Consider the following 17,154-nt stretch of genomic DNA (forward strand, 5'->3'; position numbering starts at 1 on the left):
CGAGCCCTGAGTTCCGGTTGATCTACATTCCAGGCGGCGGCACTGCCGCTATTGAGGCGATGAACCCGCCTAGCATGTTGTGACCACTGCTGTGGCAATGCAGCAGTCCTGGATGGCTGCATCAAATAGGTCCAAGATGCCCCGGGTGCGCTTCCACCGCATCACCGGGACCTTCGCTGCAGCTAAATGCAGAAAATCCAGGCGCGCGCTGAAGCATCGTGAAAAATTCATGGATTATGTCAGCTGATAAAATGACCCGATCCAATTTCAGTCGATCAATCAGCGCCCTTCGTCGGGGCTGTCGGTCCGCATCGCGCCTGGCGACGGCGCTATGCTGGTGCTCCTACGGCCGCCCTGTTGAACCGCTTTCTCCAGCACCGAACTGAATTGGTCCCGCTGGCGGACATTTCGATGCTTCCGCCTTGCGGGCCTTCTTTGTTGCGGCCGGCTCTGCGGCACGGCTGCGCCGACGTGAACGTGCTTGGCGGCACGTTTTGTGAGGGAGGGAAAGAGGCGCGCGGCCCTCTCCCTGCAAGTCGCCGTTGGCGGATTCCTCCGTCTGCCCGCTTCGCTCCGTGCAGACCGGGGAGACCCCTCCGCCCCCTTGCTCGCGCTGCTCGCCACGATGCAGGGGGACAGGCGACCTGAACCCGTGCCCAAGCCGATCTGATGGCAGAGGCGGTGGGGCTGGACATGCGCCCGTGGTGGACGTACGTGCCACACAAATCCTCATGCTCGCCTAACCGGCCGCAACGTATGGCAATCCGGGCAGTCCCGACTAAAGATGGAGTAGGTCTCGGCCATTCCCGTGTCCGAACCCAGAAAAGTTACTGGTTTCCTTACGGGCGCGATACAAAGGGCACGGGCTGGACTTGGCTGCCGGGGGCGGGGCTTGTCGACCGCTCGATCGAAAGTGAGAGACGAGGAGGAGAATCACCGACCTGCAGAGCGGCAAGGCGCTCGCCTACCTCCCTGTCAGTCACCGTTAGCCGATGGTTTAGACGAAGATAGTCCGTCCATGTCGGCGTGCGGAATGTCTCGGTCCAAAGAGTCGAGTTCTGAAGATCGCGCTGGAGGGTCCAGTCCCGCGCACCGGCACGGCTCTGAACGCGCCGCCTTTCGCGCATGCAGCTCAGAAATTCCTCGATATTCTCCTCGGGTATCGAGTACTCCACCTTGATCACGATCGGGCCGCTCCTGGGCTTCAAATCGAGGGCCAGTTCTGGTGGCCTGAAGTCGAAAGCCCCTTGATCCGATTCCTCCCATAGCCGTACCGGCAATAGCTTTCCCACGGCTGCAACCAGCAACAGCGCCGCTGCAGCACCTTCCAAAGCCCACGTCAGGGAATAGTACTGCGCGACAGCACCCCAGATCCAGCTGCCCGCTGCCATGCCGCCGTAGGTCAGGGCGTAATAGATCGACAGGGTGCGACCAACGACCCACCTTGGGCTTGCCAACTGCACACACACGTCGGTTCCGGTCCAGGTGACAACCCAGCCTGCGCCAGCGATTGCAAGCGCGATCGCTGCTACAGCCACCGATGATGTGAGAGCCAGTAAAAGGCAACACGTTGCGCAAGCAACGGATGCGAGCGTGATCAATCGATTTTGGGACGTGATGCGTCGCAAGTAGCTATTGCCAATGCCCGCGATGAAGGCGCCTGTGCCGAAGCCGGCTAACAGGACGCCGTAAACAATTGGCCCCCCCGCCAGTTGGTCGCGAACCACGAGGGGGAGCAGAGCAAGGATCGAGATGCTTGACAGCCCGAACAGGGTTGCGCGCACGATCGCCACTCTGATCTCCGAGGAGATTGCCGTGAAGCGCATGCCATCATGAATGGCCGTCGTCATCCGCTCGCGCGGAAGAGGCGAAGAGCGAACTTGCCACTTGGAGCGCAGCACAGCGCTCAACGGGACCAGGTCGGTCAGCGCAGCGAAGGCGAAAGCCGTAAGGGGGCCCAGCAAAGCCAAAATTACACCGCCCAGCGCCGGTCCTATGCTCCGAACCACGTTGTACCCCACCGACATCAGCGTCACTGCAGCGGGTATGTCGCGCTTTTCCAGGATGTCGCCGACCGAGGCGTGCCAGGCTGGATCATTCAAGGCAAAGCCGCATCCCGCCAAGAAACTCAGTCCCAAGATCAGCCATGGACTGACAAAGCCGAGTCCAACAGAGAGAGCCAGCGCCGTGGATGCCAGTGCGATCAGGCAATGTCCGGCAAGCATCACGCCGCGGCGGCTGAAGCTGTCTGCAATCGCTCCAGCAAGGATCGACAAGAAGAAGGCGGGCAGTGTCGATGCAGCCTGCACGAGCGCAACCATCAGATCGGAGGCTGAAATCGTTGCCATAAGCCAGCTTATAGCCACGCTCTGCACCAGCCAGCCAAGGCTGGATATCTGCGTGGCTGTCCAGATCGAACGAAAGACCGGATTCTGAAGAGGGATCAGTGTGTTTGCCGCAAAGGGCGGGGAATCTTGACGCCGCATGACTTCTCACCTCCACCACGTAGTTCTTTCACTCACTCACTCGCTGACAGCGGTGCGCTTACGCACAGCTGCGTCACAACCAAGTTCCGATATCGCGCTCGCAACAAAGTAGATGTCGCATCCACGGTGCCGATGCGCGATGAGTGTGCCAGTTGGGCGTCAGCTGGTCTGGGTCGCGCAGCCCGATGGGGTGCGGTCTGCCCTGCGACTCTTGGCCTTGGACGGTGCTACCGCCCCGATGGCCGGGTTGTCAAACTGCCACGGTGCTAGCAGCGCCCATCCCATCCTGACAGGCATGAGCGTACGACGCAGCGCATCGCTGATATCGGAGGCGGGTGCAAGATCAAGGGTGGCATCGTCTTGACAAGTACGAGCTGGTGGACGCCTTCGCCCGACCTATCACATCGGCGATTTATGGGGCCGCCGTTCAACTCGTTGGTCTATGCACAAAAAAACATACTACGCTTAAAAAGACGTTTCGTGTCGGCGCAGGCGCCGAGGAGGGCGCGGAAGCCTTGACCATCGTCATCCCGCCACCGAACGTCACCGGCTCGCTGCACATGGCCATGCGCTCAACAACACGCTGCAGGACATTCTGGTGCGCTTCGAGCGCATGCGCGGCAAGAACGTGCTGTGGTAGCCGGGCATGGACCATGCCGGCATCGCCACGCAGATGGTGGTAGAGCGCCGGCTGATGGAAAAGCAGATCCACCGCCGCGACCTGACGCGCGATGAGTTCATCGACAAGGTGTGGGAGTGGAAGGCCGAGTCCGGCGGCGCGATCCTCAACCAGCTGAAGCGGCTCGGGGCCTCGGCCGACTGGAGCCGGGAGCGCTTCACCATGGACGAGGGCCTATCCAAGGCCGTGCTCGAAGTGTTCGTGACGCTCTACAAGGAAGGGCTGATCTACAAGGACAAGCGCCTTGTGAATTGGGACCCGAAGCTGTTGACCGCCATCTCGGATCTCGAGGTCGAGCAGCAGGAAGTCAACGGCAACCTCTGGCACTTCCGCTATCCGGTCGAAGGCATGACCTTCGATCCGGAAAATCCGAGGACCTTCATTACCGTTGCGACGACCCGCCCGGAGACGATGCTGGGCGATATGGCGGTCGGCGGTGCATCCCGACGACGAGCGTTTCCGGCATCTTGTCGGCAAGAACCTCATCCTCTGCCGATCGTCGGCCGCAGGATCGCGGTGGTGGCGGACGAGTATTCTGATCCGGAGAAAGGCAGCGGCGCGGTCAAGATCACGCCGGCGCACGACTTCAACGAATTTGAGGTCGGCAGGCGCCATAAGTTGCCGGCGATCAATATTCTCACCGTCGAGGCGGCGGTCACCCTCACGGACAATGACGACTTTCTCGCCGGGACGACATGGTGCGTAGTCGCCATGCTGCCCCTGGCCAGATCGTAGATGACCTCGGCTTGTTCGCCATGGCGAGCCGAAGCACGTTGACGGCCGTGCCGGGTGATGCGCCGTCCCGGACTATCATCCCAAAATCGGCGCGCGCCATCTCCCGGTCTTTGGCGGCGTACAGCCCAGTCGCCCAGATCATTGCGGGGTTCCTTGGCCGCATGGAAGACCCCGACATGTTTGTAGCCGTAGCCCGCGAGCAGGCCCTGCGCCTCGGCATCGGCTCCAGACGCGTCGCCAATCAGCACGCCGTGCACGGCAACAACGATTGGGCGGATCCGAGCGATGGCAGGTTCCGGCAGCTCAAATATCTCGCGTGAACCCCCTATGAATATCATCGACATCGTGACTTTCCCTTCTCTCCAGGGCTCCCTCGCTCTGACCGCCGTCTCCCTCTGGCCCTGCGTGAGGGGTCACCCGAACGCCGAGACGGCGAAGCCGGCTCGGGGAGCGGCGGGACGCCGCGACTAGAGCTCGGCCGACCGCAGGCCGGCGCGCCCGGACCCTGCCGCTGCCGGAGGCGTTACGCGCGTGGAGCTAGCCGGCCAGCCAGAGGCTCACGTCCTGGATCGAGCGCATGAGCACCGACGGATTGTCCCGCGCGGGAATGAAGCCCCAGCTCTGCCAGTAGCGCTCTGCCTCGGCGTCGATCGCCCGCACCACCACCGCGCGGCCGCCGACGATGTCGGCGCCGGCGACGCAGCGATACAGCGCGTCCTTGACCAAGCCGCTACCGACGCCTTGTCCGGCATAGCGGTGGTCGACGGCGAGTTGTCCGATCAGCAGGCAGGGGATCGGATCGGGCGGGCGTCCGGTGCGGATGGCGCGCGGCGCGCTGTTTGGCTGGATCACGCCCGGCGCGAGGCCGTAATAGCCGACGACTGTTCCCTCGTCGTGAATGACCAGGACGCGGGTAAACCCGCGGGCCTCGTTCGTTCGCGCGAAGCCGGCCAGCCAAGCATTGAGCGCCGGCTTGCCGCAATCGAAGCTGTCGAGGCGGTGTGCGTGGTCGAGGAGTTCGATGCCTGAAAGCGCCACCTAGCGGTCCCAGGGCGGGGACCGACGCAGCCGCTCGGCCGCCTTCGCCGGGGGCGCAGCGGCCGGGGCTGAGATCGCCTGCATGAAGGCGTCATAGGCTTCCGGGGACACGCGGATGACGGTTTCGTTGAGGATGGCCGCCTGCGCCTCGTGCAGCGCCGCGCGCCGCATGAACTCCGTGCGCGACAGGCCGAGCAGCTCCGCGCCGCGGTCGATGATGGTGAGATCATCGTCGCGAAACCGCATCGAGACGGGTGCTTCCTTCCTGGTGGGTGTGGTGGCCATGGCGCGCTCCTGTGCTGCGGACGTATATACGTTAGTGTAGCGCGGAACGCAATACTACGTTCCCTGGCGACGTCTCGTGGCGGATGGTCTCAGGATTTCTCGCCGCATCGGTTCTTCTCGGCTTCTCGCCCCAGTCGCCATTGCCGCAACCCAGAGCAAGGTGGCTTTGGTCAGCTCCGGCGGATCAATTACGGCTTAGGAAGCGCATTTGTTTTTGGCGGCCGGATGAGCGGGTCCAGAAGCGAAGTCGCTGCCATGACTGTCGCCGGACGAGCCCCGGCTATCCCGAACCTGATAAACATCTGACGCGATGGCGACTTTCGGGCCGTCACGCCACAAAGGAGGAACGGCTATGAAGGCTGGGCGGCGGCACTTTCATTCTCAGGCGCCGCTCTATGCCACCTGTCGGCCAATGTGACATCGCCACTGCGGTCCGGGCAATCGCGGTTGTGGTGACCGCGAGCCACTAAGCTTGTGCCGTACCCTTACAATGATTCATCAAGGCGTTTACCTCGGCAATCACGAGATCCGGCGTGATGTCGAACTTGCATCGGACTTTGACCGGACAATGCCGCACTTGGTCCAGACCACATCCGCGACATTCAATAACACTCATAAGCATGCTGACCAAGGGACCTCGAAACCCCCAAATCTCCGGTAGATGTGACGCCGTGAAAATGCCGATAGTAGGGCGGCCAAGCTGGGCAGCGACATGGCCGGTGCCTGAATTGTTCGAAACGACGAGCGCGGCCGAATTCACGAGACAATTGAATTCCAATTCTGACAAGTCGACAGCCGTGCGAATGTTCGCGGCTCCACGTTCCCTAGCTATCTTCGCAACCTCCTCAAGCGCTTCCAGGCATTCGCCACGGCCAACGAGGACCACCTCACCACGGGTCGAAAGAGCAGCGACAACTTTGCCAAAACTTTCAATCGGCCAATCTCGCAGGCTGGAATTGGAGAACGGAGCCACGACAATCGGGGCATTGCCTGTAGTCGAATTCTGTGGGTGACCCGCTCCGCTTTCGAAATAGGCAGCTGCCTTTGCGACCAGAAAGAGGAGGATTTCTGACACATGCTGGAGACGCACCTGCTTACGGTCAATGAACCAGTCAAGCCATCTACGGGGGATTTTGTTAGCAAGCCCTATTTTTTGGACCAGCTTGTAGAAAATGGTTCTGCGCAGTTTCAGATTGAATGGCGCTATCGCAATATCGATCTGATGCATGCTGTACGGATCAACTATCGCCGCACGGTGCCTGGCGGGGACTTCAAGCAAGATGGGCCTTGTTTCTTCCGGAACACGCATATCAATGGCAAGATCAAACTCGCCGGTCAGCAGCGGCCTTATGTCGGCGGCTTCTTTGCGCGTTTTGACTTTTGGGTTGCGAGGAAAAAAGTCAAAAGCAATGTGATCGTCGGCGAGGTCGAACTGTTTTGCAGTAGCGATGTTCCAGCTTCCCACCACCAGCGTAATGTGGGCATGCGCAAAACGCTGACGAAGGTCCTTTAGGGGCCCTAGAGACATCCAAAAGTCGCCGACATGATCAAGCTTGAGGACCAAAATTCTCATCCTTGCGCTTGACTGTTCCGGCTCTTCCCAGCTGCGGTATATAATTTGATTGCCGTCGTGCTTTGTAAAATATGCCATTGCCATTCCGAAGATTATACGGTCAACACTGATAGCCCAGTGACGCGTGTGTAGGGTTGGAGTGCTCCCCACTTGTCCGCGTCTCCGCAAGAATTCTGCCATCAGATCCAAGCCGCGCTCCAGCAGGAGCTGTCGGGCGAAGTCTGCATCTCTAGCGGTGGTAGCGCGCCAAGAAGCCAGCTATGTCCCGAACCGCAATGTGAAGGGCTTCGTCACGGTCTTGCATGCAGTGAGTTCGAGAAACGCCGAGTAGACGGCGTTCGCCAAGCCGCCGTCCCCAGATCTCGAGCATAACGGCAGTGGCCTCGCTCTTTGGTCGATGCTGATCCTGAATGAGACCGTCGCCCCCGGCGACGACATCGCCGGCCGGATTGACCGTCTCCGGCACGCCCTGTCGCTGTGGTCCCGCATCATGGTGGTTACAAAGGACCCGCCGCAGGCGCTTTTTTCTGCGCGTCCGGGTCGTCCAACATGAACTGGACGAATCAACCCTGTGATGAAGTCGACCGCCTGCCGGCGGTGAGCTGGCAGGCGGCGTCGATGAACACCTTTATTCGCCGAGCTTGGATAGCGGCATCCCTATCACGCTGAGAGCCTGTTATGCTGGTCCAGCGTTTGATCGCAGTCTTGATCCATGCGAGCAGCTTGTGAGGGATGCAACCGAACGAGGCGCTGCTCCCACAGTCGTCGCAGGCCCTCCATCACAGCGTCACGCTTAGCCTGATCCGGCGCAATTGTATTGAGGAGATCTCCCAACATGGCTTCGCCCTCAATCCGCATCAGCAGATTAAACAAGTCGTGTGAAATTCGTACACTGTCACTGCTGAAGTGGGTCGTGCTGATCTCGCAGTGAGTCTCCCGACGATCTGGCGCTTTGTAAGCGCGGGTTTGATGGAGGGACACATAGGGCGGCAACGAAACCGCAAGCGCAGTCCAATCCTGCAGCGTTGCAGCCCGCTTTTTTACCAGGAAGGGCCCGACCACAAGTCCATCCAGCTCTGTCGTCAGAAAGGTGGCAATCGCGTCTGCAACCGAATCCACGATCGGTTCGGCATTGTTGTTAAAGGACGTATTGAGCAGAATTGGAGTGCCTGTGCGCTTCTTGAACGCATTGATGACCTCCCAGTACGCGGGATTGGCGTTGCGCGATACTGTTTGCAGGCGAGCGGTACCGTCGATGTGCGTGATGGCACCGAGCAAGGCGCGCTTTGAGTCACGCACGCGAACGACGAAATTCATGAATGGAAATTCGTGCCTACCGTCCGGGAGGTCGAAAAATTCGCTCGCATCCTCCTCCAGCACAGATGGCGCGAAGGGCCGATAGCCTTCGCGCTTCTTGACCATCGCATTGATCCGGTCCTTGTTTGCGGCGGGCCGAGGGTCGGCAAGAATGCTGCGGTTGCCCAGCGCACGTGGCCCAAACTCCGAACGACCCTGCACCCAGCCGATCACGGCGCCGTTGGCGATCCAGTCGGCTGCACTGCTTGCCACGTCATCAGAGCGTTCAACCTCGAGATGTCCGGCCCATGCATTCAGTTCCTGTTGCACGGCGCGCTCGCTCCCGAGATCAGGACCCCAATAGACCTCCTGCAGTCGCTCACACGGCGCGGGGCGGCCCATCTCGTTAGAGACTATCAGCGCAGCTCCCAATGCGCAGCCAGCGTCGTGAGACGCGGGTTGCACGAAAATGTCTTCGAAAAGCCCTGAATACAGCAGCTTACCGTTCATCGTGCAGTTGTGGGCCACCCCCCCCGCCAGGCACAACCGCTTCATGCCGGTGGCCTCACGGTGATGCCGGAGAATGTGGAACACGATCCGCTCAAGCGCTTCCTGCAGTGACGCACTCACATCTCGATGCTGCTGGGTGAAGGGCATTCCCTTTCGCCTGACCTCGATATTGCGGAGCAACGCCGGACCGATGCGGTCGAGGTGAACACGGTAGCCACCGCCGTTGGCGGAGAGCTCGTAGAACTGCTCGAAGAGCTCGCGATAGGGAGCGGGGTCGCCGTAGGGCGCGAGTCCCATTACCTTATACTCGTCGAACAAGCCGTAGCCGAGATAGCGGATCGTCTCGAGATAAAACAGCCCAAGAGAATTGTTCTCGGGGAAAGCCTCGAGTTGCGTAATTTCTGTGCCAGACCCTACCGCCAAGAGGCCCGATAGGAAATCACCAGAGCCATCAATCGCTAGAATGAGACTTTGTTCGAAGCCCGACATTGCAAAGGCGCTCACGGCGTGCGCCTGATGATGACTTACGAATGAAATACGCGAACTGTCCAACTTAGTGCCGAACTCACGCGTTAACAGATCCTGCACCAACGTTTTAGCATCCAGCGGAATGGAGAGAATGTCGGGGTGGGATGCGGACATACCTTCAAGCATGGCGTTGGCATAGGGCTCGCTGGCGTAGAGCGCGACACGATCAATGTCGTTGAGCTGAACCCCCGCCGCTGACAGACAGTATTGAATCGAACGAATTGGGAGCTTGTTGGAGTGTTTCATCCGATTGAGGCGTTCCTCTTCGACGGCTGCTATCACCCGTCCGTCTCGGACGAGCACCGCGGCGCCATCGTGCATAAAGGCGTTCCGAAGCTCGAATCGGTTTTCATGGACTTGGTCAAGTCCGCCGCTAATTCCTAGACACAGCATTTCTTTCTCCACATAGTGACGGGCAAGCCAAATTGGCCTGCCTCAGACCGTTTCCAACTAAATAGGCCGCGTTGTCGCTTGCAGCTGCAACCGCCTGTCAGGCATCACCGGCATCAAAGAACGCCTCATAAGGGTCCGCCTGAATCAACATGAGATGCTTCGATCGTGGCGCCTGCCGTTCCATGACGCCGAGAGCTTGGCTGGATCATCGAATCTTGAGCGGCTGCTGACTTGCATGCCGGCGATGCCGTTTTCATCTGCAGCACGAACTTGTGACGCGGGCTGCCTATATCCTTGCGAAGGGGCGGCTGTTGACGAATAATGCCGCGCCGTGAACTGGCCCGATTTCATTCCCCGAAAGACCGTCGCACAGGCGAGTGACATGTGCTGCACTGTCCGCCTGCTTCCCGGTCGCACATCCGATAACGCCTTCGCTTGTGCAGGAGGCCGCATCGCGTCATTCGTCGGCCAAACATGGCACCGACTGGAAGCCCGGCAATACCGCGTAGATGTAAAGTGCGCTGATGTTGTATGGTAGCGCTGCCGGCCGGGTCTCCAATCCGCTGCCCAAACGAGCGGACTGCCTGCGGCAAAAAGCCCGCCACAAGCAGAATCGCGCTGGGCAGCTGGCTCGCCTGCAAGACTTCGCAGCTCAGGAACATGGGGACGACTAGCGTCGAACCGCCGACATGATCGGCCAGTTGCAACTCACTTCTCGGCACGACCTCCACTGCACGTCAGGGCGCATGGAAGATTTTCTCCTTTGGATGGGTGATCGGTGCGGACGTGCTTTTGTCCATGCAAGATTTCCGAAGAGTTATGAAATCGTTTGTTTCGATCAAAGTCATCCACGCTATGAATAGCTGCCGGACATGCGCTTCAAAGGGGCTTCAGGCTTCCCGGACGGCTACTCCGATTCGAAGCGCGTGGCATTCCATGCGCTCTATGACAACATTTTTCAGCAAAGGGTATGAGAGCAAACCCACACTTCTTTTTCAGAAGTCGCTTCGAAGCAGCCGAGGCCTTGATGGGCTTCTTCACCAAGTTCGGCGATGGTGCCGCAGACATTCTTCCTCTTTCCGGGCTGAACAAGCGCAGAGTTCGCGCCTTGGCAGTGTATCTGGGCGCTCCGTCTGATCTTGTTGAAAAGATCCCGACCGCCGACCTGGAGAACCTCGTCCCGGTCTCACATACGATGAGATTGACGACTTCCTCGAAGGCCAAGAGATCAACGAAGCGGCGCACAGGCGCATACTTCATGCGCATTCCAGCACAGCCCATAAGCGAGCGCTTCCCGTCACAACGATTGCCATGACGGGTTCGATATTTAGGCATCGGCAATAGCGTCTCAACATACACGATCGATGGGCTTGCCGCAGTTAGGCAGCTAGCGGCCTGAATTACCGCTGGAGCGAAGCGCTGCTCTTTCAGCCCGCATGCGGTCATGAGGTTGACAGTGTCGGCACGTATCGCCGAGGCCGGCACGCGAACTCATTCTCCCTGAATGCCTGCTCTATCGATCTTCCGCAGCGTACCCACTTGACCGGTCGCTTCGACATTCCAGGCACCTGGATTGTAGCCGATCCGTGCCGCTCTCCTTCGGCCGGTCGCAATGCTGGACGTGCGGCCGTTACGCGATGCAGAGCTTGTTGTCAGATGCGTGATGCGAAATGTGAGATGCAGCTCCAGTTTTGGCGATGGCAGGCTCGCCGCATTGTTGATAATATCCGCACAAAACAGGCGCGCAAATGACATCGGATTCAGAGAAGGCTGAGGCGGTCGAGCAGTTGCTTGATACACCTGACCTTGCAACCGCACTGGAAAGCGAACAGTTCAAGAAATTCCTCGACCAGGTGCCGATCGCCATAGCCGTTTCGGACCTTGCCGGTGAAGAGCGCGTGGTCTACGCCAATCCGGAATTCGAGAAACTGTCAGGCCTGACAGCCGCCAGGCTCACCCAAGAAAACTGGGCGGCCCTTTTAGGCACGGGCCTCCATCAGCAAAAGGACAGGCCGCTAGCCGAGGCCGTGCTCGAGGGAACCGATTTTGTCGGCACCTACAGGCTGGAACGCAACGAGGATAAGCCGACGATCGTCGACGTTTATTCCAACGAGATAGAGGACGACAACGGCAGGGTTTGCTTTCGACTGGTGGCTCTGGTCGACGTATCGGCTCACGGCGAGGCCGGAGATCAGCGCTCGGTGGAGGAGCTTGTCAGCGAGAAAGACACACTGCTGCGCGAACTGCAGCACAGGGTGAAGAACAACCTGCAGATGATCACCGCACTCATCCGGCTGGAAAGCCGCAACGCTACCGAGGCCGACCGGAGACGGTTTGAGCGGCTCGCCGGTCGCGTCGATGCATTGGCGATCCTCTACCAGACGCTAACTGCCGACCAGCCGAAGGAGGAGGTCGATCTTGGTGTGTATCTCAGCCAGATAGCGTCCGCGGTGATGAGCTCGCATGCAGTCGAGGGGATCCGGCTGGATATGAAGGTGGATACATATCCGGTGTCAATAAACGTCGCCATGCCCGCGGGGCTGGTCGTGAACGAATTGCTGACCAATTCACTAAAGCATGCCTTCCGGGGGCGCGACGGCGGCACGATAATGCTGCACAGTGTCGTCGATGGCGATGGCTGCCGGGTTACGGTGGCGGACGACGGAATCGGCCTGCCGGAAGGCGAGATGTGGCCCAAGCCAGGCAAGCTCGGAGCGCTGATCGCGCGATCGCTGACCGAGAACGCCAAGGCGCAGCTAGCCGTCGAGTCCAGCGCCAACAAAGGGACGAAGGTGACCATCGTTTTCAAGCGGTCGGCGGCAGCAAGCTGAACGGTTGCTGTCGAACTAGCAGGCTGGCGGCTGGCTTCATGTCGCGGCTTTGAGCAGGTGGCTGCAAATAGGCTAGGTCGCCCTTCACGGCCTGCTTCACATGGTCGAGGTCTTCCATTATGCTCCAGGCTTGCTGCTTCTGACTTCGGCGGCCAGTCCATCCCCACCTAGCGGAAGGCACTCCCGCCTGATTACGTTGCGGCTTGAGTCTTGACGGCGGGGGCACCTGACGCCTTCGCGCTCATCACGCGCGGGCCGGCAATTCAGCAGCGAGTCATCGCTTGGCCAATCTTGCCGAGGACGAAGGTCTAACCTACAAATAAAATTGGTCCGACTGTTCGTGGCCGGAGGTAACCGCAAATTTGCGCTATCGGGACAGGAGAGCAGTGCTGTAGGCAAACCGCGATGCGTGCATTCGTTCGATTGGTTCTACGATTATCCTGACGCCTGGGGTGACCAGTTGCACCAGTATTTCCTACTACGCGCAATCTTTGCAGGGTCATGTGCAGATCATCGCGGCCCGCCAAGACATCGGAAAACTGCGACGATCCTTCAACCCCTGAGATATTGCGCGCCCGAATGGCATCGGCGGCCGCCATATAATAGTTTGCGGCAAAGACGGCCGCGATCGAACGGCTGAGGACGCGCTACCAACAGATTGCGCGACAGACGATGGGGTGGATACCGCGGATACGACGCCTGGTTCGATGCTCCGATCAACAACGCGAAGCTCGCCGCGACTTCCGTCTACAGCGATTCGGTTCAAAGGCTTGGCGCGTTGGACAAAGCTCACCGCGCCGAAGCGCGATGCATAGAAGCCGGGATAGTCGCCCGAACACAAGTCGAACAAGCGGAGTGGTCGACCGTTTCGTCCTCCCCGGGGACGAGCCGGTTGCTCTGGCCTGGGGCGACCTGATGGGTCTTGCGGAGCACCGTCTCCAGCATGGCGATCAGGTCTTCGGGAAGTATGGCCTCATTCTGCACAGACGGTTTTGCGTGGCTGTTACGGATGCCGGCGGGCACGGTGGCGATATGGCGGTCCTTTCGATCGAGCGGCTCGCCACGCTGCGTATAATTCCACGCCAGGGAGGAGAGACGGCGCTCGATCGTCGCCACAGAGTTTGGTTTCTTGTCTCCTGTAACCTTTCTGGATGCACAGGCCGTGATGTAGAGGCCGACGGTCTGCGGATCAGGCGGCAACACCTCGAGGTGCTGCCGGCGCGCCCAGGCGCAAAAAATCCGCTCTCGACCGAGCGGCGTCAGACCGGTATTCTTATGGATGTTCATCCGGTCCCCCTGGAGTCACTGAAGCTTCGACAATCTCAGCTTTCCCGGTTCGGACCGGATGGACAACCTACTGAAAGCTCACAACTAGCTACCAATGCGATCAGCTTTCGGGCTATCGGGCGCATCCAGGGAGGATGGGTATGTTCTTGGCTAACGGGCTCAAGCTGCGGGACCGCGGGTGCACGCTGGCACTGATGTTGGCGATCATATGTGTATGTGCGCCTGCACTGGCGGCAAACGCGTCGGATCAGGCGTGCCGGTCCATCGCCAAGCTCAAAATTCCAAGCGTGATCTTTACCGAGGCTAGCCTTCAAAAGCCGCAGGAGATCCCCGCAGATCCCTTCACTGCATTCACCGGCGCCTCGCCTCAGGCGATAAAAGTGGGCGGGCACTGCCTTGTCCGAGGTGTTATCGGGAAACGCCAGGGGGTCGATGGTCAATCATATGGCACCCGGTTTGAGGTGCGTCTTCCGACGACCTGGAACGACATGTTCCTTTTCCAGGGCGGCGGCGCAGTTGATGGCTTCCTGGCGCCGGCCGTCGGGACCATTCCTTGCCGGAACTCGACCGCGGCTCCCGGGCTCTTGCGCGGCTACGCTGTTGTAAGCATGGATGGCGGGCACCCAAGCCCCGATCCGGCTTTCGGGGTCGATCAAGCCGCACGCATTGATTTTGCGTACGCCTCCATTGGCAAAGTCACTTCGGTCTCGAAGCAGGTGATTGCCAAGTTCTATGGGGCGGCTCCGAAAAAGTCGGTGTTCATGGGATGCTCGAATGGCGGTCGTGAGGCGTTGATAGCGGCTCAGCGATATCCGCTCGAGTTCGACGGCATTGTTGCAGGTAGCCCGGGTTTTCGTCTCAGTGCCGCCAACATTGCCGAAGCCTGGGATACTCGCCAGTACATGAGCATCGCTCCCAAGGATGAGGCCGGCCATCCCATTCTATCCCGCGCCTTCTCCCAGCAGGATCTGAACATCGTCGCCAAGGCGGTTCTCGCTGCCTGTGATGCCCGCGATGGCATTGAGGATGGCGTCATCAACGCCTGGCAGCAGTGCCGGTTCGACCCAAAGGTCCTGTCCTGCCAAGGCGATAAGACGGACAGCTGCCTCACGGCTGGTCAAGTGCAGGCCATGAGCCGCGCGTTCGCGGGTCCGGAAAGCTCCGATGGCGAAAAGCTTTACAGCGATTGGCCATATGATACGGGCGTTGCGGGCGCGGACTGGAGAATGTGGAAGCTGGGCAATTCCCCCACTTCCCAGTCGGATGCAAATAACATCGTTCTGGGAGCCCGCTCGCTTCAATACTACTTCATGACGCCCCCGGCGCCGAATTTTGACCCCCTGAAGTTCGACTTCGACAAGGATCCGGCACGCGTTGCGGATACGGCCAAGCTCAATGATGCGACCGGCACGTATCTCGCCAGCTTCGCTGCCCACGGTGGAAAGCTGCTCTTGTTTCAGGGACTTTCCGATCCGGTCTTCTCGGCCAACGATCTGGTGCGCTGGTACAAGCAAGTCGTCGAGGTCACAAGCGGCGGCGATTTGGAAGCGACTCGCCGTTTCGTGCGCATGTTCATAATCCCGGGGATGACCCACTGCGGCGATGGCCAAGCCTTCGACGACTTTGATCCTTTGGCCGCCATCGAGGGCTGGATAAACCAAGACAAGGCTCCGGATTCTCTCGCGGCTGGCAGCAAGGCATTCCCCGGCAAGCACCAGCCGATCTGCGCTTATCCCACTCAAGCTGCCTATGGCGGTAAGGGAAATCCCGATGAGATCGCGAGCTATTCGTGTCGGGGATAAGAGACCTCGTCATTTGTTCGCTTCAATCTGCGCGCATTCCCGGAACAGGTCTCCCGGACCAAGGATCGGTTGGAAAAGCTAAACCCGGAATTTGTGGGCCGTGCCATAACGCAGTTGATGATCATGCCTGACTACGAAGCGTCGGCCGCCGATAGTCTAGATATAGCGCTCGCTGTGCTCGATGAGGTATTGTTATCGCCTGAGATCTGACCGCCTCATCCCAGCGGACAAAACGGGGGCAGGGGAGGGGGGCTTTTCAGAGCCCGGACGCCTTGGTGAGATTTACGCGGAAACGATCGCGCCGGCGCTGATAATTTCGCGTCATCTCCGCGGAGGCATGGCCGAGCTGTTTTTGCACATAGCGTTCGTCGACCTCGGCCGACGAGGCGAGGCCGGCGCGCAGTGAGTGGCCGGCGAATTTCTTGGCCCGTTCGCCCTCCGACAGATCGCCGCGCACGCCGGCGGCGAGCGCCGTGCGCTTGACCAGGCGTGCGACCTCCTGGTCGTTCAAGCGATCGGCACCGACTCTTTTGCCTTGCCCTATTACCCTTCGGAACAAAGGGCCATGGCCGATCCGCGCCAGCTTCAGCCAGGTTTGCAGCGCGACCACCGGGCAGGTGGCGTCGGAGGAGCCGCGGCCGACCTCGACCTCGCGCCAACCGGTTTTGCCGCGCAGGGTCACCAGCACGCCCTTGTCAGGAAAAAACTCAATCCAGCCAGAAGAATCCTCGGTCTGGTCGCGACCAACGTCGAGCCCGACGATTTCCGAGCGCCGCAGCCCACCGGCAAAACCCAGAAGCAGCATGGCGCGGTCGCGCAGCCCGCGCAGCGTGCCGCGGTCGAGGGTTTCCAGCATGGCGATCAGATCCTCAGGCAGGATCGCTTCCTTCTGCCGGGGAGGGGAGGCGTGGGTGTTGCGAACGCCAGCCATCACCGTGGCGATATGCCGATCCTTGCGGTCCAGCGGCTGGCCGCGCTGGGCAAAATTCCAGGAGAGCGACGAAAGCCGGCGCTCGATGGTTGAAACGGTGTTGGGCTTTTTGTCGCCAGTGGCCGTACCTGACGCGCAGGCGGCGATATAGAGCCCGACGACCTGAGGATCGGGCGGGAACATCTCGATGCCTTGGCGCCGGCACCAGCTCGAAAAATGCTTCCAGTCGGCTGCGTAGGCGCGGCGCGTGTTGGCCGAACTCGCCGCCTCGATATAATCGCGCGCGCGGCCGGCGAGCGCCTCAAGCTGCGCAGGCAGGCTGGGATTGGCAATGGCTGGAAGGGGAGGGGGACGAGGCTAGGTCGGCATCGCCCATCTGCATGACGATGTCGATCATGTCGGGCAAAGCCGCGGCGCTTTGTGTGTGAAGCTTGTCCGAAATTCGTAGCATATTTCGGACATCTTGACCGTCACTTCGTCCGAAATCGGACCACAGATTTCGGACAAGCCCCGGCATCAACCCGCCAATATCTCGATCTGCCGTCGCAGCTGCAAACGTCGCCTGTGAGAGCCGAGCCGCCTCTAAACTGGTCGTATATCCCGATTAATAATAAGAATGTAGTCAACTTCCATATTTTAGAGGGCACGCATGCTGCCACTCAACCGGCCTGATCACCACACAAAGTGACGAAGAACCTGGTTAGGTGCAAAGCGACAATTGCCTCGACAGCGGGTCCCGGAAGGTTTACGCTGCCCAATCTTACCGCAATCCGAAATGGC

9 protein-coding genes and 4 pseudogenes are annotated in these 17,154 nt (G+C 59.9%); 6 read left to right on the forward strand and 7 right to left on the reverse strand.

Annotated features, from left to right (window positions below; genetic code table 11):
• Positions 1–839: 839 nt before the first annotated feature.
• A complete protein-coding gene (locus NKH21_RS10525; protein WP_352508099.1) occupies positions 840–2,486 on the reverse strand; it encodes an MFS transporter in 1,647 nt (548 codons plus the stop codon).
• 613 nt (positions 2,487–3,099) lie between these two features.
• Between NKH21_RS10525 and NKH21_RS10530 the strand changes: the two are divergent.
• Both NKH21_RS10530 and NKH21_RS10535 read left to right on the forward strand, forming a co-directional pair.
• Positions 3,100–3,900 (forward strand): annotated as a pseudogene (locus NKH21_RS10530) (class I tRNA ligase family protein).
• Between the two features lie 11 nt (positions 3,901–3,911).
• Positions 3,912–4,220: a hypothetical protein gene (locus NKH21_RS10535; RefSeq protein WP_352864764.1), complete on the forward strand. Its 309-nt coding sequence runs from the start codon at positions 3,912–3,914 to the stop codon at positions 4,218–4,220.
• Between the two features lie 217 nt (positions 4,221–4,437).
• On the opposite strand, the gene NKH21_RS10540 is transcribed toward NKH21_RS10535, so the two are convergent.
• From NKH21_RS10540 to NKH21_RS10555, 4 genes are all read right to left on the reverse strand, one after another.
• The gene (locus tag NKH21_RS10540) at positions 4,438–4,938 is read right to left on the reverse strand and encodes a GNAT family N-acetyltransferase (protein WP_352864766.1); all 501 of its coding nucleotides are present in this window, start codon (positions 4,936–4,938) and stop codon (positions 4,438–4,440) included.
• On the reverse strand, positions 4,939–5,223 hold the full coding sequence (locus tag NKH21_RS10545) for a type II toxin-antitoxin system TacA family antitoxin (RefSeq protein ID WP_352453587.1): 285 nt from the start codon (positions 5,221–5,223) through the stop codon (positions 4,939–4,941).
• Positions 5,224–5,689: 466 nt separating this feature from the next.
• On the reverse strand, positions 5,690–6,874 hold the full coding sequence (locus NKH21_RS10550; RefSeq protein ID WP_352493108.1) for a glycosyltransferase family 9 protein: 1,185 nt from the start codon (positions 6,872–6,874) through the stop codon (positions 5,690–5,692).
• Between the two features lie 582 nt (positions 6,875–7,456).
• Positions 7,457–9,523: a carbamoyltransferase family protein gene (locus tag NKH21_RS10555; RefSeq protein WP_352864934.1), complete on the reverse strand. Its 2,067-nt coding sequence runs from the start codon at positions 9,521–9,523 to the stop codon at positions 7,457–7,459.
• A 1,012-nt stretch (positions 9,524–10,535) separates the two neighbouring features.
• Here NKH21_RS10555 and nadE point away from each other — a divergent pair.
• From nadE to NKH21_RS10570, 3 genes and pseudogenes are all read left to right on the forward strand, one after another.
• Positions 10,536–10,867: pseudogene (gene nadE / locus NKH21_RS10560) on the forward strand (NAD(+) synthase); the annotation flags it as partial.
• Between the two features lie 404 nt (positions 10,868–11,271).
• Positions 11,272–12,354, forward strand: coding sequence for a histidine kinase dimerization/phosphoacceptor domain -containing protein (locus tag NKH21_RS10565; protein WP_352864768.1), 1,083 nt, complete (start codon positions 11,272–11,274; stop codon positions 12,352–12,354).
• Positions 12,355–13,012: 658 nt separating this feature from the next.
• The gene (locus NKH21_RS10570) at positions 13,013–13,270 is read left to right on the forward strand and encodes an aminopeptidase (protein ID WP_352864770.1); all 258 of its coding nucleotides are present in this window, start codon (positions 13,013–13,015) and stop codon (positions 13,268–13,270) included.
• Positions 13,271–13,272: 2 nt separating this feature from the next.
• Here the strand turns inward: NKH21_RS10570 and NKH21_RS10575 are convergent.
• Positions 13,273–13,590 (reverse strand): annotated as a pseudogene (locus NKH21_RS10575) (integrase); the annotation flags it as partial.
• Between the two features lie 191 nt (positions 13,591–13,781).
• Between NKH21_RS10575 and NKH21_RS10580 the strand changes: the two are divergent.
• Complete coding sequence (locus tag NKH21_RS10580) at positions 13,782–15,443, forward strand: tannase/feruloyl esterase family alpha/beta hydrolase (protein WP_352864772.1); 1,662 nt, start codon at positions 13,782–13,784, stop codon at positions 15,441–15,443.
• Between the two features lie 256 nt (positions 15,444–15,699).
• Here NKH21_RS10580 and NKH21_RS10585 read toward each other — a convergent pair.
• Positions 15,700–16,825, reverse strand: a pseudogene (locus tag NKH21_RS10585) (site-specific integrase).
• Positions 16,826–17,154: the final 329 nt, after the last annotated feature.

It is taken from the genome of Mesorhizobium sp. M1329 (assembly GCF_040318035.1).
GTDB lineage: Bacteria > Pseudomonadota > Alphaproteobacteria > Rhizobiales > Rhizobiaceae > Mesorhizobium.